The following is a 22,610-nucleotide window of genomic DNA, read 5'->3' as shown; positions in this document are numbered from 1 at the left end:
TTATGTCGACGGTGTTACGTCACACCTCGGCATAGCTGAGCTGCGACTTCGCCTCGGATGCGGAAGCTTTGGCCTGGGCCTGGGCGGTCGGGCGGCGAAGGTATACGGCCCACGTGGCCATGAAGCAGAGGGCGTAGAAGACGAGGAAGGCGACGAACGCGCCGGTCCCGGAGCCGGAGGAGAGGAAGGACTGGCGGAAGGCGAGGTTGATACCGACCCCGCCGAGCGCGCCGACGGCCCCGATGAGCCCCATGGAGGCCCCGGAGAGCCGCCGCCCGTAGGCGGCCGCCGCGTCCCCCTCCAGTCCCTGCGCGAGGGCCTTGGTCTGGAAGATGCCGGGGATCATCTTGTACGTCGACCCGTTGCCGAGCCCGCTGAGCACGAACAGGACGACGAACACGGTCACGAACAGCGGCAGCGACTTCTGCATGCTGGCGACGATCAGGATCGCGGTGGCGGCGGCCATGGCGACGAAGTTCCACAGGGTGATCTTCGCGCCGCCGTAACGGTCGGCGAGCCAGCCGCCGACGGGGCGGATCAGCGAGCCGAGCAGCGGGCCGATGAAGGTGAGATACGCGGCCTGCAACGGCGTACGGCCGAACTGCACCTGAAGCACCTGCCCGAAGGCGAACGCGTACCCGATGAACGACCCGAACGTGCCGATGTACAGGAACGCCATGATCCAGGTGTGCCAGTCCCGCGCGGCGTCCTTGGCGGCGCCGGTGTCGTTCTTCACGGAGGAGAGGTTGTCCATGAAGAGGGCGGCGAGGGTGGCGGCGAGAAGGATGAGCGGGATGTAGATCCCGAGCAGCACGCGCGGCCCGCCACTGGCCCCGATGATCGCGAGGGCGATCAACTGGATCACCGGCACACCGATGTTGCCGCCCCCGGCGTTCAGCCCCAGAGCCCACCCCTTCTTCCGCAACGGGAAGAAGGCGTTGATGTTGGTCATGGAGGAGGCGAAGTTGCCGCCGCCGATACCGGCCAGGAGGCCGATCCAGAGGAAGGTGTCGAAGGAGGTCCCCGGCTTCATCACCACGAAGGCGGCGATGGTGGGGATGAGCAGCAGACTCGCGGAGACGATCGTCCAGTTCCGCCCGCCGAATACGGCGACCGCGAAGGTGTACGGCACCCGGACGACCGCGCCGACGAGCGTGACCATCGACGTCAGCAGGAACTTGTCGGCCGGGGTCAGCCCGTACTCCGGGCCCATGAAGAGCACCAGCACGGACCACAGCGTCCAGATCGAGAAGCCGATGTGCTCGGAGAGCACGGAGAACAGGAGATTCCGCCGGGCGACCTTCTCTCCGGTCTCCTGCCAGAAGGTCTCGTCCTCCGGATCCCAGTGCTCGATCCACTTGCCAGTGGCTGTCATGACGCCTCCACGGTGCACTACGGGGTAACGAGCGGTGATGCATCCCGAAGGTAGGGAGGGCGGGTTTCCACGCTGTGGCTGTGGGTGACCGGAAGGGAACGTTGCTCTCACGGGCGGGAAAGGGGCGCGGTGAGGTGGGGAAGCCAGGCAGCGGCCCACCCCTCGGCGTTCGAGTAGGACTCGTATGAATAGCGGGTGGAGCGATCCCACTCCTCGCCCGTGATGCGGCCGTACGCCTTGTCCGGCACGTGGAGCAGGCTCTCCGCCCGGACGAGGTCTTCGGCGTACGGAGCGAAAGAGCGGGGACCGCGACGTGTGGCTTCGTAGGCTTCACGGCCGGCGCCACGACGGCGGCGCGGGTTCAGAGGAAGCTGTCGCCCGACAGGTCGGGGCTACTCGTGTGCCGACACACCCACCGGCCTACGGCACCTCATGGCCACCCTCAAGCCCCCCTCCGCCGACTCCCCCCACCCCTGACCCCGTCCGGCCACAACCTCGGCCCCCGCTTCGCGGCAATGTCCTCGATCCACCCGAACGCCAGAATCGCCACCGCGATGAGCGGCCAGATCAGCAGGAACATCAGGAACGTGTCCGACTTGTCGAGGAGGGCGGTCGCGCTGTCGCTCTCCATGAAGGGGAGGTTGTACAGCTGGTCGATGATCGGGACCGTGGCCATGATGAGGAGGTTGTGCCACAGGTAGATCGTGACGGCGCGGTTGTTGGAGAGGGTCACGAGGCGGTCCCAGCGGGCCAGCCTGCCCGGCAACTCCTGCCAGGACGGCGAGTACTGGAGCAGGATCACCACGATCCCGAAGGACCAGCAGGCCTGGGCCAGCGGGATGTCGTTCAAGTCCCAGCCGTCCGGGCCCAGATGACCCGACGCCCACCACAGACCGAAGCCCATGATCACGGTCGCGCCCGACACCGTGAGGTAGCGCGGGACCTGCTTCAGCACCCCCTCGTGGTGCGCGAAGCCCAGGATCCAACAGCCGCCGTACACCGCGAAGTCGGACACCGCGTTGCCCGTCTCGCCGGGGATGGTGACCAGGCCCGTGCCCACAACTGCCGTCAGTGCCAAGGGCATCAGCAGCGTCGCCCACGGGACCCTGCGGAACGCCCACAGCAGCAGCGGTGACGCGATCACGAACCACAGATACGCCCGCAGGTACCAGAGCGGGCCCGCCGCCTGGTCCGCCCACGTGCTCTCCAACAGGCCCGACTCCGAGCCGAGATGCTCCGGATACGGCGGTGCCCCGAACGGCACGATGTAGTCGAACAGCTTCGCCGCGCCCCACCAAGTGCCGCCCAGATCAGGGTCCTTGAGGGGATGCCAGCCGCTCGCGAACATCATCACCAGCACCACCGCGCTGAACGCCCACAGCGGGGGCAGCAGTCGCCGTAGCCGGCCCTTGATCACGCCCAGCGCGGGGCGGTTCAGTGAGCGGGCCATCAGGGAACCCGCCAGCGCGAACATCACGCCCATGGAGGGGAACAGGACCGACAGCCAGGCCCAGCCGAAGAGGTGGTAGATGACAACTCGGACGAGCGCGATCGAGCGGAGGAGGTCCAAGTAGCGGTCCCGGCCACCCCCTTGCTTGGGCTTCTTCGACTCCGGCGCCAACTCCGGTTCCTGTCGGCGCTGTTGAGGAATCCCGTACACCGGCGTCGACTCCGGGTCCGGGGCCGACTCCGTGTCCGACCCCGCCGTGTATTCGTGCGTCATGCCACGGTCCTCCGATCGCTACCGCTACCGCTGCCGCCGCGCTGACCCGGTACCGGTCCGCCCGGCGCCTCCACGACCCCCGTGCGCCGCAGTTTCTGCCAGCGCAGACGACCGCCGGTGAGGGCGGTGATCCAGGACTGGAGCAGTACGACGTACATGAGTTGGCGGTAGAGGATCTGCTGGAGAGGGAGCGAGACGAGGTGCGTCATGCGTTCGCGGTCCAGGCGGAAGGCGTACGCCGCGCAGAACGCCTGGATCGCGAGCACCCCCAGCCAGGCCAGGAACGTCCTCTCCGTCGGGCCGAACACCAGGCCGTAGAGCAGGAACACGTCGATCAGCGGGGCCAGGATCGGGGCGACCACCATGAAGAGGGCCACCAGCGGGAGGCCCACCCTGCCGAAGCGGCCGGACGGGCCGCGGTCGAGCAGCGCGCCCCGGTGCTTCCAGATCGCCTGCATCGTGCCGTACGACCACCGGTAGCGCTGGGACCACAACTGCTGGACCGTCTCCGGGGCCTCCGTCCACGCGCGGGCCTTCTCGGCGTAGACGACGCGCCAGCCGTCGCGGTGCATCGCCATCGTGATGTCGGTGTCCTCGGCGAGCGTGTCGTCGCTCATCCCGCCGACCCGCTCCAGCGCGCTTCTCCTGAAGGCCCCCACGGCGCCCGGGATCGTCGGCATGCAGCGGAGGATGTCGTACATACGGCGGTCGAGGTTGAAGCCCATCACGTACTCGATGTGCTGCCAGGCGCCGATCAGCGAATCCCGGTTGCCCACCTTGGCGTTGCCCGCCACCGCGCCCACGCGCGGGTCGCCGAACGGCTGGACCAGCTCCCGTACGGTGGCCGGTTCGAAGACCGTGTCGCCGTCCATCATCACGATGATGTCGTGACTGGCGTTCGCCAGGCCCCTGTTGAGGGCGGCCGGCTTGCCCGCGTTGACCTGGCGTACGACCCGGACGTTCGGCAGGAACATCGCTTCCACGATCCGGGCCGTGCCGTCCGCCGAGCCGTCGTCGATGACGATCACCTCGACGGGATGCTCGCTCGCCATCAGTGAACGGACCGTGTTCTCAATGCACTTGGCCTCGTTGTACGCCGGGACCAGCACGCTGACCGGTTCGGTGACCGGCGGGCCCCACGCGAAGTCCTTGCGGCGCACCCGGCGGGCATGGATGGCGGAGAGCAGCAGCATCAGCGCGAAGCGGGCGATGACGAGCGAGCCGGTGATCGCCAGGCCCACCACCAGGACGTCCATGATGCTGTCCGAGGCCTGGACCAGGAAGATCCACGCCTTGCCCTTCCAGAGGTTCACGCCGGTCACCGGGGTGAGCGCGCTGCGGGCGCCGAGCGCCTGGGTGAGGTTGTCGAACCGGTACCCCTTGGCCTGCATCTCCGGCAGGAACCTGTCCAGCGCCTCGACCGTCTGGTGGCGGTCGCCGCCGGAGTCGTGCATCAGGACGATCGCGCCCTTGCCGTCGCGCGGGGTGGCATTGCTGATGATCTTCGCGACGCCGGGCTTCTGCCAGTCCTCGCTGTCCGTGTTGTTGACGACGGTGATGTAGCCGCGCGTGCCGATGTACTCGGTCACCGGCCAGGACAGGTTGTCCATCGCGTCGGCGGAGGACGAGTACGGCGGCCGGAACAGTGACGTCCGGATACCGGCCGCGCCGGTGATCGCGAGCTGGGTCTGCGACAGCTCCCAGTCGATGCGCTTCTTGGACTGGAAGGAGAGGTCGGGGTGGCTGAACGTGTGCACGCCGACCTCGTTGCCCTCGTCCACGATGCGTTTGACCAGCTCCGGGTAGCGCGAGGTCATGGTGCCGGTGACGAAGAAGACGGCGTGCGCGTGGTGCTTCTTCAGCACGTCCAGGACCTTGGGCGTCCAGGTCGGGTCGGGGCCGTCGTCGAAGGTCAGGACGATGTCGCGGTCCGGCACGTCCAGGCTGGTCGTACGGCCGCTGCGGGTGTCGATGACCGGGCCGCCGTCGAGGATCTTGTCCGGCACCTTGTTCGTCGCCGCCTCGGGGCGGATCCGGTGGTCGGCGAGGATCTCGCTGTGCACATAGCCGCGCAGCATCAGCATCGCGAGCAACGCGACGAGGAGCAGCATCGGCAGCAGGAACCGCATGGACAGGCGACGGCGCCGGGGATCGCGCCGGGCGCGGGACGCGCTGCGCTTCGGGGTCCGGGGCGCGGGCGTATGCGCGGCACCTGGCTCGGCCGCACGTGTGTAGCCGGGTTCGGCCGCGCTCGTGTAGCCGGGTTCGGCCGCGCTCGTGTAGCCGGGTTCGGCCGCATGCGTGGCACCGGGCGCGGCCGCATGCGCGGCACCTGGCTCGCCTCGATGGCTGCCACCCTGCTCGCCTCGATGGCTGCCACCCTGCTCCGCTCGATGCGTGCCACCGGGCTCGGCTCCCTGGGGCGTTGACCCGGGCCCGACTCCGTGCGTAACCCCCGGTCCGGCTCGATGCGTGCCGCCCGGCTCGGCTCGATGCGTGGCACCGGGCTCCGCTCGATGCGTGGCACCGGGCTCGGCTCCGCGCGTCGTAGACCCGCGCCCGACTCCATACGCAACGCCCGGCCCGGCTCCGTCCCCGTCAGGGACACCGGACCCGGCTCCCCGCGTAGTACCGGGCCCAACTCCCTTCACCTCAGCCGGAGTCGACGGAGATATTGGAACTCCCGGGGATCCCGGAGTTGCTCCGTGCCGGCCGCCCGGGGTCGGGTTCGTGGCCTTGGCGCGGCGGTTGTGCGATGCCATCAGAGGATGTGCTCCGGGGTCTTGGACGGAACCGGTGCCGGTTCCGAAGGAGCGGCCGGCCCGTGTGCCACGGGCGACGGGCTGCTCGGGCCGTCGGCCACCGTGCCGGTGCCCGTCGTCGCGCTCGGGCTCGGCGTCGGATCGACCGGCGGGCTCGTGCCGACGGTCGGCGTCGGGTCGGCCGGCGGTGAGGACGACACCCGCGTGGGCTGTACGACCGGATTGCTCGCGCCACCGCCCGTGGGCGCCGAGGCGCTCTTGCTGGCGGACGCCCTGGGCGACGCGGACGTGCTCGCCTTGGCGCCGGGCGACGCGGACGCGCCGGACGCGCTCGCCTTCGCGCCCGGCGAGGGCGTCGTACCGTCGCTCGCCGTCGGAATGTTCCCCGGCGCCACGCTGTCGCCGCCGGCGGACGGCCGCCCGGAGTCGGACGGCACCGGCGAGGTGTCGACCTTCCCGGCGGGCGCGTCGTCCTTCTGCCCCGGCACCGGCAGCCACGGCGCGTCTGAACTGCCGGACAACAGGGTGACGACGATGACGACGGCGTAGACCGCGCACGCGATCCCGACGGCCATACCGATCCGACGGTACCTACGGCTGCGACGGCCGGACTCGTCGACGAAGACGGGCCGGTCGGAACCGTCGTGACCGGCACCGGGACCGCTCTTGCCGCCGCCCTTCTTGCCGTCGCCGTCCGCCCGTTGAGCGGGCCCGTCGAGCTGAACGGTCACCTCGTCGGGGTCGGCCGCGCCGGCCTCGGCGCCCGTCCCCCCTGCCGCACCCCAGGGATCGGCGAGGATCCCCGCGCCGACGGCGGCGGACACGCCCTTGCCGGCGGGCGGCTCGGGCCACCCGCTCCCGACACGAGGACCGTCCTTGGTCGTACGACGACCGTCCTTGGCGCCATGACGACCACTCGCGCCCGCATGCCGACCGTCCGAACCACCATGACGACCGTCCTTGGCGACATGCCGGCCGCCCTCCAGAATTTCTGATCCTCTAGTCGCTCCAGGTACTCCGGACACACCGGGCACCCTGGATGTTCCAGCCACTCCGGTCTCCGGGAACGCCGCCTCGACCTCTCCGCCTATGACCGGTACGTCTCTGGTCGCGGATGCAGCTTGGGGCCATTCCGGTTGGGCGTCTTCTCGCCACTTTTCCATGCGCACGCACATCCCCCCACGGGACTGTTCCGGGTGCGCAGACGACCCTGAGCACACGCCGCCGAACCAGGCCCCCACCCGGTCCTCGCGCCCCCCTTACCACACCGTGCTCAGGCCCTGAAGGTAGCGCACAGGGGGCATCGCATGTGCCGGGATGCATCATTTTTTCCTTTTTAGCATGTCCACGTCGATGGCTGGAATCCATCCCTCCACCGGCCGCCGCAGCCACCCACACGCATTGCCGATCTCCACCGCAGCACGTCGAAGCGCATCGAATCCGGGGTGCACCAGCCCCTTTCGCCACACGAGCGACACAGGGGACAACGGCACCGGGTCCACCAGCGGCCTCAGCACCGTCCCAGGCATGGCCGGAAAACCCACCACGGCGAGGATCGGCGTCCGCGCCTTCGCCATCATCCGTTCGAACTCCTCTTCGCCTACGGCCATGGGAGCGGGCGGCGCGACCGCGATGCCACGTCCCTCGAACAGGCGGCGCGCGAGATCGGTCCACTCCGGAGTACGCGGATTCCCGGCACCGGCGTACACGGTCTCCCCCGCGAGCGCCTCCAGCGGCACCTCCGCGAGCGACGCCAGCCGATGCCCCTCGGGCAGCACGACCGCCATCGGCTCGTACCGCACGAGTTGATGGTCGAGCCCGGCCCGCAACCCCGGCTCCAGCCCGGCGAACCGCCCGAACGACACATCGAGCCGCCCCGCCAGCAACTCCCCTGCCGCACCGGTGAGTCCACTCTCGTACCGGGCCATCAGCTCCTGCTCCGGGGCGAGTTCACGGGCCCGGTGCAGCACACGGCGCCCGGTGGCCAGCCCCGGCGAGTTCAGATCGACGAGCAGGGGCCGGGCGGCCTGCCGGAACGCCGCGAGCAGCTCGTCCTGCGCCCCGAGCACCCGCCGCGCGTACGGCACCAGCCGCTCACCGTCCGCCGTCAGCGTCACCTGCCGAGTGGTCCGCACGAACAGTTCAGCCCCCAACTCCCTCTCCAGCCGCCGCACATCACGACTCAGCGCCTGCTGGGCGACGTACAACCGCGCGGCGGCACGGGTGAAGTGCAGCTCTTCGGCCACGGCGAGAAAGGCACGGAGGAGTCGGGGGTCCACGTGGGCGGACGCCAGAGGCGTCCGGGGCGTCGAGGGCATCCGGCGAACCTACAACGCAGGTGCGTGAATCGGCGCGGAGCAGGTGTTGGACCCGGTGATCCACTCCGGGCGACGGTTGCCGCATGCCACGCCGTACGCCACGCCTTGTGCCCCAACGGACCACCTACCGCCGCCTGTTCACCATCCCCGGCACCCGGGCCTTCACCGCGGGCAACCTCCTCGCCCGCCTCCCCACAGGCATGTTCGGCGTGAGCGCGGTGGTGATGATCGCCGGTTCACGGGGCTCGTACGCCCTGGCCGGCGCGGTCACCGCAACCGGCCTCGCGGCGACAGCGGCAGCCGGCCCATGGCTCGCCCGCCTGACCGACCGCCACGGCCAGTCCCGAACAGCGTTACCAGCAACGGCAGTTGCGGTCCTGGGCTCCGTGGCCCTACTCCTCTGCGTCCACTACGGCGCCCCCGACTGGACCCTGTTCGCCGCGTACGCGGCCACGGCGACGACCCCCAACACCGGAGGCATGTCCCGCGCCCGCTGGGCCCACCTGCTCGACGGCGACCCCGAGTCCCTCCACACGGCGAACTCCTTCGAGCAGGCGGCCGACGAACTCTGCTTCATGCTGGGCCCGGCACTGGCGGCGTTCCTGTGCGGCACGTTCTTCCCGGAGGCGGGGACGTTGGCGGGGGCGGTCCTCCTCCTGACCGGAACCCTGATCTTCACGGCCCAGCGTTCGACGGAACCACCACCGAGCCCGCTCCCGAAGGGCGGCCCGCCATGGCGCGCGCCCGGCATCCCGCCCCTGATCGCCGGACTCGTGGCGACGGGTGGGGTGTTCGGTTCGATGGAGGTCGCCACACTCGCGTACACGAACGCGACGGGTCACCGTGCGGTGGGCGGCGCGGTGTTGGCCCTCCAGGCGGCCGGCTCGTGCGCGGCGGGCCTGCTGTACGGCAGGCTGAAACCGACGGGCCCCGCGGAACACCGCCTGCGGTGGTGCCTGTTGGCGATGACCGCCTCGATGTCACTACCGCTGCTGGCAGCAAGCACACTTGGCTCTCTCCCCGCACTGGCAACGGCACTGCTGCTGGCCGGCATGGCAACGGCCCCCACGATGATCACCGCAATGACCCTCCTCCAACACCGCACGCCAGAGGGCAGGTCGAACGAGGGCATGAGCCTGGCGGTGACGGCCTTGCTGCTGGGCATCGCCTGCGGTTCAGCGGCAGGCGGCTGGACAGCGGACCACGCATCCCCAACAGCGGCTTTCGGGTTGCCGGTTGCGGCAGCAACAACAGCCCTGCTCCTTGCAATCCAGGGCAGGACAACCCCCTAGGGGCGCGGGGCTGTATCGATGTGCGGCTCCGCCGCGTGGGCGCGACCAGCCCCACCGGGCCGCACCCAACCCACAACTCATCGAATCGCTTGCGCCAATCTCCGCCTAACCCATTGACGCACGAACACCACCTACATACGTTCCTCCATCGAAGCGCTTCGACACCCATCCAACTCCCCCGGAGGCCCTGGATGCTGAAGACCCGAACGCAAGCGATGACAGCCGCAGCGATCATGACCGGAGCCCTGCTCCTCTCCTCCTGCGGCACCTCGGACAGCGGTACCTCAGACAGCAAAACCCTGAAGCTCTGGCACTACGAGGGCCCCGACAGCGCGATGGGCGTGGCCTGGAACGCGGCCATCAAGGAGTTCGAGGCCCAACACCCGGGCGTCAAGGTGAAGTTCGAGGAGAAGGGCTTCGAGCAGATCCAGAAGACCGCCCCGATGGTCCTCAACTCCTCCGACGCCCCGGACATCATGGAGTACAACAAGGGCAACGCGACGGCAGGCCTGCTCTCCAAACAGGGCCTGCTCACCGACCTGACCGCCGAAGCCAAGGCACGCGGCTGGGACAAGAAGATCCCCGCGAGCGTAGGCACGACGGACCTCTACAACACCAACGGAGTGATGGGCTCCGGCAAGTGGTACGGCGTCACCGACTACGGCGAGTACACGATGGTCTACTACAACAAGACCCTCTTCCAGAAGTACAAGATCGCCGAGCCGAAGACATTCGACGAACTGACCGCCGCCATGGCCCGGTTCGAGGCGAAGGGCATCACCCCCCTCGCCAACGCGGGCGCCGAGTACCCGGCCCAGCAGTACCTCTACCAACTCGCCCTGTCGAAGGCGGACCGCGCCTGGGTCGACAAGTACGAGCTGTACAAGGGCAAGACGGACTTCCACGACGCGGCCTGGACGTACGCGGCGACGACGTTCGCCGACTGGGTGAAGAAGGGCTACATCGCCAAGACCTCCAGCTCCACCAAGGCCGAGGACGCCGGAGTCTCCTGGATCCAGGGCAAGACCCCGATCCTGTTCTCCGGCAGCTGGTGGTACGGCCGCTTCCAGACGGAGGCCAAGTTCGACTGGGACACGGCCCTTTGGCCCGGCTCGAACCTCACCCTCGGCTCCGGCGGCAACATCTGGGTCGTCCCCAAGGGCGCCAAGAACAAGCAACTCGCCTACGACTTCATCGACATCACCCTGTCGAAGAAGATCCAGAACCTGATGGGCAACAAGGGCGGCATCCCGGTCGCGGCAGACACCTCCGCGATCACCGACCCCAAGTCCAAGGAACTCATCGCCAACTTCAACACCCTCACGGCCCGCGACGGCCTCGCCTTCTACCCGGACTGGCCGGTCCCCGGCTTCTACGACGTCCTCGTCTCCGAGACCCAGAAGCTGATCACCGACAGCGAGAAACCGGACGCCTATCTCAGCAATCTCCAGAAGGCGTACGACAAGGGCGTCCCGTCGACATGACGGTCACCACCGAGAAGGACGCGCGGGCCGAGGGCAAGCACCCGCCCACCGGCCCGCGCACCCCTCGTAGCCCCCAACTGAAGTCCTCCTACGCCCTGTTCATGCTCCCCGGCGCCCTCGCCGCCCTTGCCGTGATCGTCGTCCCCTTCCTGATGAACACGGCCGTGAGCTTCACGGACTGGCAGGGCGTGGGCGACCCCAAGTGGACCGGCCTCGCCAACTACCGTGACCTGCTGGACGATTCCGAGTTCTGGGCGTCCTTCCGGCACAGCCTGTTCATGGTCGTGGCGATGGCGGCCGTACCGACACTGATCGGACTGGTCCTCGCCGCCGCCCTGTTCGACTACATCGCCAAACACTTCGGCACCCGCATCGCGGCCGTCCTCCGCGCCTGCTTCTACCTCCCCCAGGTGCTGCCGATCGCGGTCGCGGGCATCGTCTGGAGCTGGATCCTCGCCCCCGACAACGGCTCCCTCAACGCCCTCTTGAAAGCGGTGGGGTTGGGCTCCTGGCAACAGGACTGGCTAGGCGACCCCGACCTCGCGCTCTACAGCGTCATGGGCGTCATGGTCTGGGTCCAACTCGGCTTCCCGCTCGTGGTGTTCATGGCGGGGCTGCAACGCGTCGACCCCCAGCTCTACGAGGCCGCCGAGCTGGACGGCGCCGGCTGGTGGCGCCGCTTCTGGCACATCACGCTGCCGCAGATCCGCCCGGAGATCTACGTCGTCCTCACCTGGTGCACGATCGCCGCGCTCAAGGTGTTCGGCGCGGTGTACGTCCTGACGAAGGGCGGCCCGGGCGGCGCGACCGACGTCCCCTCCTACTTCTCCTTCACCACGTTCTTCGAGAAGACCCAGGTCGGCTACGGAGCCGCGATCTCCACGGTGTTGACGGTGATCATCCTGGTGCTCTCCCTCGCCTTCCTGAAACTCCAGACCCGCGCGGAGGAAGGTGATCGCGCATGACGACCGCCCTGCGCCGCTACCCCGTCCTGATCGCCCTGTGCATCGCCGCCCTCTTCATGGTCGTCCCGTTCCTGATCGTCGTGGTCAACGCCGTGAAGTCACCGGCCGAGTACTCCGAGCACGGCCCCCTCAGCCTCCCCAACGGCCTCTACCTGGACGGCCTCAAGGACTTCTGGCAGCGCGTCGACTACGGCCGGAAACTCTTCAACTCGGTCCTGATCAGCGGCTCGGTGGCCGTCCTCGCCGCCGCCCTGTCCGTCCTCAACGCGTACGCGATCGGCATCGGCCGTATCAAGGGCCGCACCTGGGTCCTGGCCTTCTTCGTCCTCGCCAACATGCTGCCGCAGGAGGCGCTGGTCTACCCGATCTACTACCTGAGCAAGCAAGTCGGCCTGTACGACACGAGGTTGAGCGTCATCATCGTCTTCACGGTGATCCAGGCGGCGTTCGGCACGTATCTGCTCTCCTCCGTGCTGGGCCAGTTCCCCCGCGAGATCCTCGAAGCCGCCCGGATCGACGGCGCGAACAAGTGGCAGGTGCTCTGGCGGATCGTGGTCCCCGTCAGCCGCCCCACCATCGGCGTCCTCCTGGTCTTCTTCTTCATCTGGACCTGGAACGAGTTCCTGCTGCCGCTGGTCATGCTGATCTCCAACGACAACCAGACCGTGTCGGTGGCCCTCGGTGTCCTCCAGGGCCAGCGCCTGATGGACGCCACGATGACCAACGCGGCCGCTCTGCTGGGTGTGTTGCCCGCCATCGTCTTCTTCCTCGTCTTCCAGCGGACCCTCACGCGCGGCATCGCCGTGGGTGCCGTCAAGTAGTAAGGGGACCCCCACATGAAGTTCACCGACGGCTACTGGCTGCTGCGCGAGGGCGTCACCGCCGCCCACCCTGTCGAGGTCCTCGATGTCACCGCTCCTGGGGGTACCCCCTCTGGGGGAGGCGCGTTGGAGATCCACGCCCCGACGATGCCGATCCGCCACCGCGGCGACCTGCTGAAGGGACCGGTCGTGACGATCAGCGCCCACGCCCCGCTGCCCGACATCATCGGCGTCACCTTCACCCACTTCGAGGGCGAGCAACCACGCGGCCCCCAATTCGATGTCCGGACAGAGGACTTCGCCGTCCATACGTCCTACGACGACGAGCACGCGACCCTCACCTCCGGCGCCCTGTCGGTCAAGGTGGCCCGCACCGGCCCCTGGCACGTCGACTTCCTCGCCCACGGCCGCGTTCTCACCAGCAGCGGCCCCAAGGGCATGGGCATCATGCGGGACGCGACCGGCGCCCACTATCTGCGCGAACAGCTCGGGCTCCAAGTGGGCACGTCCGTCTACGGACTTGGGGAACGCTTCGGCCCGCTCGTCAAGAACGGCCAGGTCGTCGACATGTGGAACGCCGACGGCGGCACCGCCACCGAACAGGCCTACAAGAACGTCCCCTTCTTTCTGACCGACGCGGGCTACGGCGTCTTCGTCGACCACCCCGGCCGGGTCTCCTTCGAGGTCGGCTCGGAGGCGGTGTCCCGGGTCCAGTTCAGCGTGGAGAGCCAGCAGTTGACGTACTACGTCATCTACGGCCCGACCCCCAAGGACATCCTCCGCAAGTACTCCGCCCTCACCGGCCGCCCGGCCCTCCCGCCCGCCTGGTCGTTCGGCCTGTGGCTGTCGACGTCGTTCACGACCTCCTACGACGAGGAGACGGTGACGTCGTTCATCGAGGGCATGCGGGAGCGTGAACTCCCGCTGTCCGTCTTCCACTTCGACTGTTTCTGGATGCGCGAGTTCAACTGGTGCGACTTCCAGTGGGACCCGCGGGTCTTCCCCGACCCGGAGGGCATGCTCGCCCGGCTCAAGGCCAAAGGCCTGCACATCAGCGTCTGGATCAACCCGTACATCGCCCAGCGCTCCCCACTCTTCGCCGAGGGCAAGGCACTTGGGCACCTTCTCCGGCGACCGGACGGCAGCGTCTGGCAGTGGGACCTGTGGCAACCGGGCATGGCCCTGGTCGACTTCACCAGTCCGGCCGCCCGCGACTGGTACGCCGGAAAGCTGGAGGCGCTCCTCGCGCAGGGCGTCGACTGCTTCAAGACGGACTTCGGCGAGCGCGTCCCCGTCGACGTCGCCTACGCGGACGGCGCCGACCCCGAGCGGATGCACAACTACTACACCTACCTCTACAACCGCACGGTCTTCGACGTGCTGCGCAAACACCGCGGAGAGGGCGAGGCCGTCGTCTTCGCCCGCTCGGCCACAACGGGCAGCCAGAAGTACCCCGTTCACTGGGGCGGCGACTGCGAGGCGACGTACGAGTCGATGGCCGAGTCCCTGCGCGGCGGCCTCTCCCTCGGCCTCTCCGGCTTCGGCTACTGGAGCCACGACATCGGCGGCTTCGAGGGCACCCCGACCCCCGCCCTCTTCAAACGCTGGCTGGCCTTCGGCCTGTTGTCCTCCCACAGCCGTCTGCACGGCAGCTCCTCCTACCGCGTCCCGTGGCTCTTCGACGAGGAATCCGTGGACGTACTACGGCAGTTCACCCGTCTGAAGCTGAGCCTCATGCCGTACCTCTACGAGACCGCGCGCACCGCCTCCGCCGAGGGCGTGCCGATGATGCGGGCGATGGTCCTGGAGTTCCCGGACGACCCGGGGTGCGCGCATCTGGAACGGCAGTACATGCTCGGGAGCGATCTGCTGGTCGCGCCGGTGTTCAGCGACGACGGGGACGTCTCGTACTACGTCCCCGAGGGCACCTGGACCCACTACCTCACCGGCCGCACGGTCACCGGCCCGCGCTGGGTGCGCGAGAAGCACGGCTTCGACAGCGTGCCGCTGCTGGTGCGGCCGGGCGCGGTGCTCCCGGTCGGCGCGGTGACCGACCGGCCCGACTACGACCACGCGGACGGCGTCACCCTGCGGGCGTACGACCTGGAGCGGGGCGCGCAGGTGACGGTGCCGGTCGGCGAGGTGACCTTCACCGTCGTACGGGAGGGGGACACACTCCGGGCGTCGTGCAGCGACCCGTCCGTGGCCTGGGCGCTGGCCGCCGGGGAGCGGTCGAAGTCGGGCCGCGGGTTCCTCACCCTGGAGCTGGGCTGATGGTGAAGATCACCGATGTCGCCCGGCACGCCGGGGTCTCCCCCAGCACCGTGTCGTACGCGCTGAGCGGCAAGCGCCCGATCTCCGAGGAGACCCGGCAGCGGGTCGAGGAGTCCATCCGCGAGCTGGGCTACCGGCCGCATGCCGGCGCCCGCGCCCTGGCCAGCAGCCGCTCGAACGTGCTGGCCCTCGTGATCCCCCTACGGACCGGCATCCATGTGCCCGTGGTCATGCAGTTCGCGATGTCGGTGGCGACCACGGCCCGCCGCCACGACCACGACGTGCTGCTGCTCACCCAGGAGGAGGGCGAGGAGGGCCTGAGACGGGTCGCGGACTCGGCGCTCGTCGACGCGATGATCGTCATGGACGTCCAACTCGACGACCCCAGGCTGCCGTTGCTCCGCTCCCTCGACCGGCCGTCCGTGCTGATCGGCTTCCCCGCCGAGGCGGCCGGACTGACCTGTGTCGACCTGGACTTCAGGGCGGCCGGCGAGCTGTGCGTCGAACGGCTCGTGGGGCTCGGGCACCGGGTCGTCGCCCTCGTCGGTTCCCCGCCGGAGGTGTACGTCCGCCGAACCGCCTTCGCCCAGCGCGTCGTTCAGGGTTTCACGGCCGCCGCCGACCGCAACCGGCTCGCCTCCTCCGTCCACCCCTGCGAGGCGGGGCCCGGCGCGGCATCGGCCGCGGCGGAACAACTGCTGCGCGAACAGCCCGCGTTGACCGGAGTCGTCGTCCACAACGAACCCCTCCTGGAACCCCTCATCGACGCCTTCGAGCAGCTCGGGCTGCGCGTCCCCGGCGATCTGTCGGTCACCGCGATCTGCCCCGACGAACTCGCCGAGGCCGTACGGGTCCCGGTCACCTCGGTCGCGCTGCCCGCCGCCGAACTCGGTTCCAGAGCGGTCGAGTTGCTGATGAGGAAGCTGGGCGGCAAGACCGTGCCCGACGCGACGCTGCTGGCCCCCCGACTCACGGAACGCGCGAGCACGGCACCACGCAACGCGCCCTGACCACACCCCTGTTGGCGCAAGGCCCCGGTTGGTGCAAGGCCCTACTCGAAGGAGCCGCGACATGAAAGGCAAGAGAAGAAGGCACAGGACAAGTCACAGAACCGCACTCGTCATGGCGTTCGCCCTGATCGCCGGCCTGGGAGCGACGGTCCCGGCGACGGCCGAGACCCCGTACCCCTTCCGCGCCCCGGCTCTCCCCGTGAGCAGCCGCGTTGACGACCTCCTCGGCCGACTCACCCTCGACGAGAAGATCTCGCTCCTCCACCAGTACGAGCCCGCGATCCCCCGCCTCGGTATCCAGTCCTTCCGCACCGGCACCGAGGCCCTGCACGGCGTCGCCTGGCTCGGCAAGGCCACCGTCTTCCCGCAGGCCATCGGACTCGCCTCGACCTGGGACCCCTCGCTGATGGAGCAGGTCGGCTCGGCGGTCGGCGACGAGGCCCGCGGCTTCCAGCAACAACGCCCGGACGGCTGGGGGTTGAACCTCTGGGCCCCGGTGGTGAATCTGTTGCGCGACCCGCGCTGGGGGCGCAACGAGGAGGGCTACAGCGAGGACCCGGAACTGACCGGCGCCCTGTCGACGGCGTACGGCGAGGGCCTGACCGGCGGCGACCCGAACCACCTCAAGACCGCCCCCACCCTCAAGCACTACCTCGCCTACAACAACGAGGTCGACCGCGCGACCACGTCCTCCGACCTGCGTCCAAGGGTGGAGAAGGAGTACGACGAGGCCGCCTTCAAGCCGGCGATCGAGGCGGACGCGGCCACGGGCGTGATGACGTCGTACAACCTGGTCAACGGCCGCCCCGCCACGGTGAATCCGGACCTGAACGACACCGTGCGGGGCTGGACCGACCAGAAGCTGCTGAACGTCACCGACGCCTTCGCCCCCGGCAATCTCGTCACCCCGCAGCAGTACTACCCCACGATCACGGAGGGCGACGCGGCGGCGCTCAAGGCCGGCGTCGACAGCTTCACGGACAACAGCGCGGACCCGGGCCCGACCACGGCAGCGGTCAACTCGGCTCTCCAGCAAGGCCTGTTGAAGGTCACGGACATAGACAAGGCGGTCTCGGACATCCTCTCCGTCCGGGTCCGGCTCGGTGAGTTCGACCCGGGCGGCGGCAGGTACGGCTCGATCGACGCGTCGGTCATCAACAGTCCGGCGCATCAGCGGTTGGCGCGCAAGGCGGCGGCCGAGGGCACGGTGCTGCTGAAGAACAACGGGACGCTGCCGCTGAGGAGTTCGGGCAGGAACGTCGCCGTGGTGGGCCCGCTCGCCGACACCCTCTACACCGACTGGTACTCGGGCACCCTCCCCTACGCCGTCACCCCCGCGCAGGGCATCGCCGCGAAGCTGAACACCCCTGTGGCCACCAGCGAGGGAGTCGACCGCATCGCCCTGCGCGACACGGCGACCGGCAAGTACGTCACGGCGGGCACGGGCGACACGGGCGCGCCTTTGCAGGAGACCACCAACACCCCGACGACCACTGCCCAGTTCGACGCCTTCGACTGGGGCTCCGGCATCGTCACCCTGCGCTCGGCAGCCAACGGCAGATACGTCGGCTACAACTGGTCCAGCTTCGTCAACGACCAGACGCAGCCCAATGGTTGGTACGTCCAGCAGCAGTTCAAGCTGGAACAGCAGGACGACGGAACGTACTTGCTGAGGTACGCGGGTTACGAGACCGCCGAGTCCTGGTGGTCGAGCCCGGTCTACCTCGGCCCGACGGACGCGAGCGGCACCCTTGGCCTGGTATCGAAGGACCAGGCAGCGCACTACGCGAAGGACGTGATCCGCAGCGGTGTCGACGACGCCGTGGCCGCGGTGCAGGGCAAGGACACGGCGGTCGTCGTCATCGGCTCCATGCCGTCGATCAACGGCCGCGAGGCCCACGACCGCACCGACCTGACCCTGGCCCCCTCCCAGGAGGCCCTGGTCAAGGCGGTCCGCCGGGCCAACCCGAAGACGGTGGTCGTGGTCGAGAACAGCTACCCCACCACGCTGGGTGCCGTACAGAACGAGGTCCCGGCTCTCCTGTGGACCTCCCACGCGGGCCAGGAGACGGGCAACGCCCTGGCCGACATCCTCTACGGCGACGTCAACCCGTCCGGCCGCCTCACCCAGACCTGGTACCGGTCGGCCGCCGACCTCCCCCCGATCCTCGACTACGACATCATCAAGTCCGACCGCACCTACCAGTACTTCCAGGGCACCCCGCTCTATCCCTTCGGCTACGGCCTCTCGTACACGACCTTCCACTACGGCACCCTGAAATCGGTCCCCGGCGGCTACGAAGTCGCGGTGACGAACACGGGAACGCGGGCCGGCGACGAGGTCGTACAGCTCTACTCACACCAGCGCACCTCCCGCGACAAAGAACCCCTGAAACAGCTGAAGGCCTTCCAGCGAATTTCCCTCAAACCCGGCGAGACGAAAACGGTCCATCTGAGACTCCGGCAGAAGGACCTCGCCCACTGGGACGTCACCCGCTCGAAATGGGTGGTGGAAAGCGGCACCTACGACGTGCTCGCGGGCGCCTCCTCCACGGACATCCGCTCCCGTACGACCTGGCGCGTCCACGGCGAGACCATCCCACCCCGGAACCTGTCCCGGACGACCCGCGCCGAGAACTTCGACGACTACTCGGGCATTCACTTCGTGGACGAGTCGAAGGCGAGCGGTACGGCGGTGGGCTCGGCGACCGACGGGGCGTGGCTGAAGTTCGCGGACGCGCAACTGGGCGCGGGGGCAAGGAAATTCACGTCCCGGGTGGCAGGCACCGCCGTCGGCACGGTCGAGGTCCGGCTGGGCTCTCCGACCGGCAGGCTCGTCGGTACGGCACACACGGACGGGACGGCATCGTCGTACGACTATGAGACGGTGACGGCCGATCTGGCGTCGGGTGCGGCGAAGGGTCGTACGGACGTGTATCTGGTCCTGAGCGACGGCTTGCGGATATCGACGTTCGCTGTTCGGTGAACGAAGCGGAAAGGAAAAAGCCCCTCACCGCCGAAGCGGTGAGGGGCTTTACCCACATGGGATGAGTGGAGATGGCGGGAATCGAACCCGCGTCCACCGGTGCAGAATCAGGGCTTCTCCGTGTGCAGTTCGCTGTGATTTTCTCGGCCCCGGTGATCACGCGAACAAGTCGCCGACGGGCCCAGTCACTGTTTGATTTCCCATCGAACCCCGTGACCGGGCTCGATGGTTTAGTTCCCTAGATTATGCCAGGGTCCGGGTCGGGAACACTCCCGGGCTGACACCCTTTTAGGGTCCTTCAGTCGCTGTTATTAGGCAGCGAGGGCGAAGGACTGGGAATCGCTCTTGGAATTGGCGATTATTGGTTGCGACATATGGTTAACGAGATCATTGCCGCTTCCTCGACACGCTTCACCTGCTTCGACAGCCGCTGTCGAAACCGATCATCCCCATGTTGTTTTTTCAATCTACTGCTGCGCCCGCTGTGGGGTGCAGTTGCCATCGTACGTGACCAACGCACGCCGATGCCACCGTATTCCTCGTGGCCACTCGTGGTGGCTACTCGCCGCGCTGCTTCCGCTTCGCCGACGCGATCGCGCGGTCCGACTCCCGGCGGTCCTGCTTCTCGCGCAGGGTCTGCCGCTTGTCGTACTCCTTCTTGCCCCGGGCGAGGGCGATCTCCGCCTTTGCCCGGCCGTCCTTGAAGTACAGGGCGAGGGGCACGATCGTGTGACCCGTCTCCTCCGACTTCGACTCCAGCTTGTCGATCTCCTCGCGGTGCAGCAGCAGCTTGCGCTTGCGGCGGACCGTGTGGTTCGTCCAGGTGCCCTGGCTGTACTCGGGGATGTGGGCGTTGTGCAGCCACGCCTCTCCCCCGTCGATCTGGACGAAGCCGTCCGTCAGCGAGGCGCGCCCCTGGCGCAGCGACTTGACCTCCGTGCCGGTCAGGACGAGCCCGGCCTCGAAGGTGTCGACGATCGCGTAGTCGTGCCGGGCCTTCTTGTTCTGCGCGACGATCTTGCGCTTGCCGTCCTTGGCCTTCGCGGCCCCGGCGCCCTGCTTGGGCTGGGACTCCTTGGGTACGTACATTCCCTTGCTCATAGTGCTGACCATTTTCGCACTACGAGGGGGTGTGAGGGAAAGGCGATTACCGAGAGCGGAAACGGACGAGTAAAGGGTGTTGCACAAGGCAGCGTTCGGGCAGGTCAGAGCCCGTGGAGACAGTTCTGTGGTCATGACACGAGGGCGACGTTGTGCATGTGAGCGACGGCCTGGACGGCGTGGTGGAGGCCGTCGCCGCGCTGCCGGCAGTCGCGGAGGATCTTGCGTCACCCTCAGCCCGGTGAACGTCTCCACCCATACCCGCTCGGCCCTCAACACCCCAGCCATACAAGGTAGATGCCCAGTTCACTGGCATGTGCAACACCCTTTAGGACGCGTCCCCGAGCCCGCTCAGTACGGTCTCCGCGCGTTCCACCGCCGCCTGTCCCTGGGCGGTGACGTCGAGGTCGGGGGTGATGCCCACGCCGTCGACGGTGTGGCCGGAGGGGGTGCGGTAGTGGCCGACGGTCAGTTCGGCGACGACGCCGTCGGGGAGTTTGCTCGGCATCTGGACCGAGCCCTTGCCGAAGGTCTTGGAGCCCACGACGACCGCGCGGCCGCGGTCCTGGAGGGCGCCGGTGAGCATCTCGGCCGCGCTCATCGTGCCGCCGTCGACGAGCGCGACCAGGGGTCTGGTGGTGTCGCCGCCCGCCGCCGCGTGCAGGGCGCGCTGCCGGCCGTCGACGTCGTAGGTGGCGACGAGGCCGCCGTCGAGGAAGGCGGAGGCGGTGGTGACGGCCTCGGTGACCAGGCCGCCGGAGTTGCCGCGCAGGTCGAGGATGAACGAGGAGTCGGCCGGAGCCTGTCGTACGGCGGTGTGGACGAGGTCGCCGACGCCCTTGGTGAACGCGTCGATCTTGATGACGGTGACCTCGCCCGCCAGTCTGCGGACGGTCACGGAGTCGGTGGAGAGGCGGGCGCGCCGTACGGTCTCGCTCCACGCGTGCGTGCCGCGTTCCAGGCCGAGGGTGACGGCGGTGCCGGCCGCCGCGTCCTGTGCGTCGCCCCGCAGTAAGGAGACGACCTCGGTGACGGGCTGTCCGTCGACGTTCTCGCCGTCCACGGTGCGCAGTCGGTCGCCCTTGTGGACACCCGCGGCGGCGGCGGGCGACCCGGACTGCACCTTGGTCACCTCGATCCGGCCGTCCCGCTCGCGCCGGGCCCAGAGCCCGACGCCGGTGTACTGGCCGTCGAGCGCCTCCTCGAACTCCTCGTACTCCCCTTGGGAGTACACGGCACCCCACCGGTCCCCGCTGCGGCTGACGGCCCGCTCTGCGGCCTCCATGGGCGACTTGCCGTCGGCCTTGGCCTCGGCGGCGGCCTTCGCGACCTCTTCGGTACGGCCGACGGACGCCGAACGGGCCGTACCGGACGCCGATTTCCGGTCGGCGCGGTCGGATTCGTCGAACGATCCGGTCGCCGCGCCGGCCACCAGCACACTCGCGAAGACCAATGTCAGGGCTGCCCCGCGGCGGATGCGGCGGGGCTGACTACACAGGTCTCGACCTGACATGGCGGTGAGTCTAGGACAACGCGAAGGGCCGCACGGGCGGTTGCCCGTACGGCCCTCTTGGCATGCGTCACACCTTGAGGTACTTGCGCAGCGCGAAGAACGCTGCCAGCGCAGGCATCAGGAGGCTCGTCGCGAGGATGAGCGGGAGCTTGGTGAGGACGGCGTCCCAGCCGATGAAGTTGATCAGGTTGAGCTTGTGGGACAGGTCGAGGCCGTGGTCGATGATGAAGTACCGGGCGACGACCAGGAATCCGCAGGCGACCGTGCCGCCGATGAGGCCGGCGACCGCGGCCTCCATGATGAACGGGGCCTGGATGTAGAAGCCGGACGCGCCGACCAGGCGCATGATGCCGGTCTCACGACGACGGCTGAACGCGGAGACGCGCACCGTGTTGACGATCAGCATCAGGGCGACCACCAGCATCAGCGCCATGACCGCGCGGGCGGCCCAGTTCATGCCGTTCAGGAGGCCGAAGAGGTTGTCCAGGATGCCCTTCTGGTCCTGCACCGACTGGACGCCGCCACGGCCGTCGAAGGCGGTCGCGATGACCTGGTACTTCTCCGGGTCCTTGAGCTTGATCCGGTACGACTCCTGCATCTGGTCCGGGGTGAGCGAACTGGCCAGCGGGGAGTCGCCGAACTGCTGCTTGTAGTGCTTGTACGCCTCGTCCTGCGACTCGTACACGACCTTCTCGACGACGGACATCTTGCCGAGGTCGGACTGGATCGACTTCTTCTGGTCGTCGGTCACCGCGCCCTTGGCGCAGTTGGGGTCGGACTCGGCGTCGCTCTTGTTGCAGAGGAAGATCGAGACGTTGACCTTGTCGTACCAGTAGCCCTTCATCGTGGTCACCTGGTCGCTCATCAGGAGCGAGCCTCCGAAGAGGGCCAGGGACAGGGCTACGGAGACGACGACCGCGAAGGTCATCGTCAGGTTGCGGCGGAGACCGACACCGATCTCGGAGAGTACGAACTGGGCGCGCATG

17 protein-coding genes, 1 other RNA gene and 1 pseudogene are annotated in these 22,610 nt (G+C 68.5%); 8 read left to right on the top strand and 11 right to left on the bottom strand.

The genetic code is table 11. The annotated features are described in order from the left end of the window. Nucleotides 1–19: 19 nt before the first annotated feature. From ACIRRY_RS47805 to ACIRRY_RS47790, 4 genes are all read right to left on the bottom strand, one after another. Nucleotides 20–1,375 (bottom strand): nitrate/nitrite transporter, encoded by a 1,356-nt coding sequence (locus ACIRRY_RS47805; RefSeq protein ID WP_403986074.1) that lies wholly within the window; start codon nucleotides 1,373–1,375, stop codon nucleotides 20–22. 107 nt (nucleotides 1,376–1,482) lie between these two features. Beyond that, on the bottom strand, nucleotides 1,483–1,623 hold the full coding sequence (locus ACIRRY_RS47800) for a hypothetical protein (protein ID WP_403986071.1): 141 nt from the start codon (nucleotides 1,621–1,623) through the stop codon (nucleotides 1,483–1,485). Between the two features lie 194 nt (nucleotides 1,624–1,817). Next, nucleotides 1,818–3,098, bottom strand: a complete 1,281-nt coding sequence (locus tag ACIRRY_RS47795) for an acyltransferase (protein ID WP_403986068.1) — start codon at nucleotides 3,096–3,098, stop codon at nucleotides 1,818–1,820. Further along, nucleotides 3,095–5,227 (bottom strand): glycosyltransferase, encoded by a 2,133-nt coding sequence (locus ACIRRY_RS47790; protein WP_403986065.1) that lies wholly within the window; start codon nucleotides 5,225–5,227, stop codon nucleotides 3,095–3,097. Before ACIRRY_RS47790 ends, ACIRRY_RS47795 begins: the two co-directional genes overlap by 4 nt. Nucleotides 5,228–5,395: 168 nt before the next feature. Here ACIRRY_RS47790 and ACIRRY_RS47785 point away from each other — a divergent pair, with 168 nt between their 5' ends. Next, complete coding sequence (locus tag ACIRRY_RS47785) at nucleotides 5,396–5,527, top strand: hypothetical protein (RefSeq protein ID WP_403986062.1); 132 nt, start codon at nucleotides 5,396–5,398, stop codon at nucleotides 5,525–5,527. A 332-nt stretch (nucleotides 5,528–5,859) separates the two neighbouring features. Here ACIRRY_RS47785 and ACIRRY_RS47780 read toward each other — a convergent pair whose 3' ends face one another. Together ACIRRY_RS47780 and ACIRRY_RS47775 are read right to left on the bottom strand one after the other, a co-directional pair. After that, entirely contained in the window at nucleotides 5,860–6,885 is a 1,026-nt protein-coding gene (locus ACIRRY_RS47780; protein ID WP_403986059.1) for a hypothetical protein, read from the bottom strand. A 297-nt stretch (nucleotides 6,886–7,182) separates the two neighbouring features. Continuing rightward, complete coding sequence (locus ACIRRY_RS47775) at nucleotides 7,183–8,178, bottom strand: LysR family transcriptional regulator (RefSeq protein WP_403986056.1); 996 nt, start codon at nucleotides 8,176–8,178, stop codon at nucleotides 7,183–7,185. 83 nt (nucleotides 8,179–8,261) lie between these two features. Here ACIRRY_RS47775 and ACIRRY_RS47770 point away from each other — a divergent pair, with 83 nt between their 5' ends. The 7 genes from ACIRRY_RS47770 (at nucleotide 8,262) to ACIRRY_RS47740 (ending at nucleotide 19,010) form a co-directional block, all read left to right on the top strand. After that, nucleotides 8,262–9,470, top strand: a complete 1,209-nt coding sequence (locus tag ACIRRY_RS47770) for an MFS transporter (protein ID WP_403986053.1) — start codon at nucleotides 8,262–8,264, stop codon at nucleotides 9,468–9,470. Between the two features lie 215 nt (nucleotides 9,471–9,685). Beyond that, complete coding sequence (locus ACIRRY_RS47765) at nucleotides 9,686–10,954, top strand: ABC transporter substrate-binding protein (protein ID WP_403986128.1); 1,269 nt, start codon at nucleotides 9,686–9,688, stop codon at nucleotides 10,952–10,954. Continuing rightward, nucleotides 10,951–11,919, top strand: coding sequence for a carbohydrate ABC transporter permease (locus tag ACIRRY_RS47760; protein ID WP_403986050.1), 969 nt, complete (start codon nucleotides 10,951–10,953; stop codon nucleotides 11,917–11,919). Before ACIRRY_RS47765 ends, ACIRRY_RS47760 begins: the two co-directional genes overlap by 4 nt. Beyond that, nucleotides 11,916–12,740, top strand: a complete 825-nt coding sequence (locus ACIRRY_RS47755) for a carbohydrate ABC transporter permease (protein ID WP_403986047.1) — start codon at nucleotides 11,916–11,918, stop codon at nucleotides 12,738–12,740. The genes ACIRRY_RS47760 and ACIRRY_RS47755 overlap by 4 nt, the downstream gene beginning before the upstream one ends. 15 nt (nucleotides 12,741–12,755) lie before the next feature. Further along, nucleotides 12,756–15,014, top strand: coding sequence for an alpha-xylosidase (gene yicI, locus ACIRRY_RS47750; protein WP_403986044.1), 2,259 nt, complete (start codon nucleotides 12,756–12,758; stop codon nucleotides 15,012–15,014). Further along, a complete protein-coding gene (locus ACIRRY_RS47745; protein WP_403986041.1) occupies nucleotides 15,014–16,024 on the top strand; it encodes a LacI family DNA-binding transcriptional regulator in 1,011 nt (336 codons plus the stop codon). Before yicI ends, ACIRRY_RS47745 begins: the two co-directional genes overlap by 1 nt. A gap of 112 nt (nucleotides 16,025–16,136) precedes the next feature. Beyond that, nucleotides 16,137–19,010 (top strand): glycoside hydrolase family 3 C-terminal domain-containing protein, encoded by a 2,874-nt coding sequence (locus ACIRRY_RS47740; RefSeq protein ID WP_403986038.1) that lies wholly within the window; start codon nucleotides 16,137–16,139, stop codon nucleotides 19,008–19,010. A 63-nt stretch (nucleotides 19,011–19,073) separates the two neighbouring features. Here ACIRRY_RS47740 and ssrA read toward each other — a convergent pair. The 5 genes and pseudogenes from ssrA to ftsX all read right to left on the bottom strand — a co-directional run bounded on the left by ssrA (nucleotide 19,074) and on the right by ftsX (nucleotide 22,609). Next, nucleotides 19,074–19,461, bottom strand: a transfer-messenger RNA (tmRNA) gene (gene ssrA / locus ACIRRY_RS47735). 107 nt (nucleotides 19,462–19,568) lie between these two features. After that, nucleotides 19,569–20,111, bottom strand: coding sequence for an SsrA-binding protein SmpB (smpB, locus tag ACIRRY_RS47730; protein WP_403986035.1), 543 nt, complete (start codon nucleotides 20,109–20,111; stop codon nucleotides 19,569–19,571). Between the two features lie 131 nt (nucleotides 20,112–20,242). Further along, nucleotides 20,243–20,335, bottom strand: a pseudogene (locus tag ACIRRY_RS47725) (IS5/IS1182 family transposase); the annotation flags it as partial. Between the two features lie 104 nt (nucleotides 20,336–20,439). Then, the gene (locus ACIRRY_RS47720; protein ID WP_403986032.1) at nucleotides 20,440–21,624 is read right to left on the bottom strand and encodes a S41 family peptidase; all 1,185 of its coding nucleotides are present in this window, start codon (nucleotides 21,622–21,624) and stop codon (nucleotides 20,440–20,442) included. Between the two features lie 67 nt (nucleotides 21,625–21,691). Continuing rightward, the gene (gene ftsX / locus ACIRRY_RS47715; RefSeq protein ID WP_403986029.1) at nucleotides 21,692–22,609 is read right to left on the bottom strand and encodes a permease-like cell division protein FtsX; all 918 of its coding nucleotides are present in this window, start codon (nucleotides 22,607–22,609) and stop codon (nucleotides 21,692–21,694) included. Between the last annotated feature and the right edge of the window lies 1 nt (nucleotide 22,610).

Origin of the sequence: Streptomyces sp. NPDC101776, assembly GCF_044766845.1 — a bacterium.
In the GTDB taxonomy this organism is placed as follows: Bacteria; Actinomycetota; Actinomycetes; order Streptomycetales; family Streptomycetaceae; genus Streptomyces.
Note: the sequence above shows the minus strand (reverse complement) of the source record. Positions and strands in the feature narration are given on the sequence as shown.

Excerpts from the sequence above, each read along its gene's own strand:
- smpB (WP_403986035.1), bottom strand. The coding sequence starts at position 20,111 with ATGAGCAAGGGAATGTACGTACCCAAGGAGTCCCAGCCCAAGCAGGGC.
- ACIRRY_RS47785 (WP_403986062.1), top strand. The coding sequence starts at position 5,396 with ATGCGTGGCACCGGGCGCGGCCGCATGCGCGGCACCTGGCTCGCCTCG.
- ACIRRY_RS47790 (WP_403986065.1), bottom strand. The coding sequence starts at position 5,227 with ATGCGGTTCCTGCTGCCGATGCTGCTCCTCGTCGCGTTGCTCGCGATG.
- ACIRRY_RS47720 (WP_403986032.1), bottom strand. The coding sequence starts at position 21,624 with ATGTCAGGTCGAGACCTGTGTAGTCAGCCCCGCCGCATCCGCCGCGGG.
- ACIRRY_RS47775 (WP_403986056.1), bottom strand. The coding sequence starts at position 8,178 with ATGCCCTCGACGCCCCGGACGCCTCTGGCGTCCGCCCACGTGGACCCC.
- ACIRRY_RS47755 (WP_403986047.1), top strand. The coding sequence starts at position 11,916 with ATGACGACCGCCCTGCGCCGCTACCCCGTCCTGATCGCCCTGTGCATC.
- ACIRRY_RS47765 (WP_403986128.1), top strand. The coding sequence starts at position 9,686 with ATGACAGCCGCAGCGATCATGACCGGAGCCCTGCTCCTCTCCTCCTGC.
- ACIRRY_RS47760 (WP_403986050.1), top strand. The coding sequence starts at position 10,951 with ATGACGGTCACCACCGAGAAGGACGCGCGGGCCGAGGGCAAGCACCCG.
- ACIRRY_RS47745 (WP_403986041.1), top strand. The coding sequence starts at position 15,014 with ATGGTGAAGATCACCGATGTCGCCCGGCACGCCGGGGTCTCCCCCAGC.
- yicI (WP_403986044.1), top strand. The coding sequence starts at position 12,756 with ATGAAGTTCACCGACGGCTACTGGCTGCTGCGCGAGGGCGTCACCGCC.
- ACIRRY_RS47740 (WP_403986038.1), top strand. The coding sequence starts at position 16,137 with ATGGCGTTCGCCCTGATCGCCGGCCTGGGAGCGACGGTCCCGGCGACG.
- ACIRRY_RS47770 (WP_403986053.1), top strand. The coding sequence starts at position 8,262 with ATGCCACGCCGTACGCCACGCCTTGTGCCCCAACGGACCACCTACCGC.
- ACIRRY_RS47795 (WP_403986068.1), bottom strand. The coding sequence starts at position 3,098 with ATGACGCACGAATACACGGCGGGGTCGGACACGGAGTCGGCCCCGGAC.
- ACIRRY_RS47805 (WP_403986074.1), bottom strand. The coding sequence starts at position 1,375 with ATGACAGCCACTGGCAAGTGGATCGAGCACTGGGATCCGGAGGACGAG.
- ftsX (WP_403986029.1), bottom strand. The coding sequence starts at position 22,609 with ATGCGCGCCCAGTTCGTACTCTCCGAGATCGGTGTCGGTCTCCGCCGC.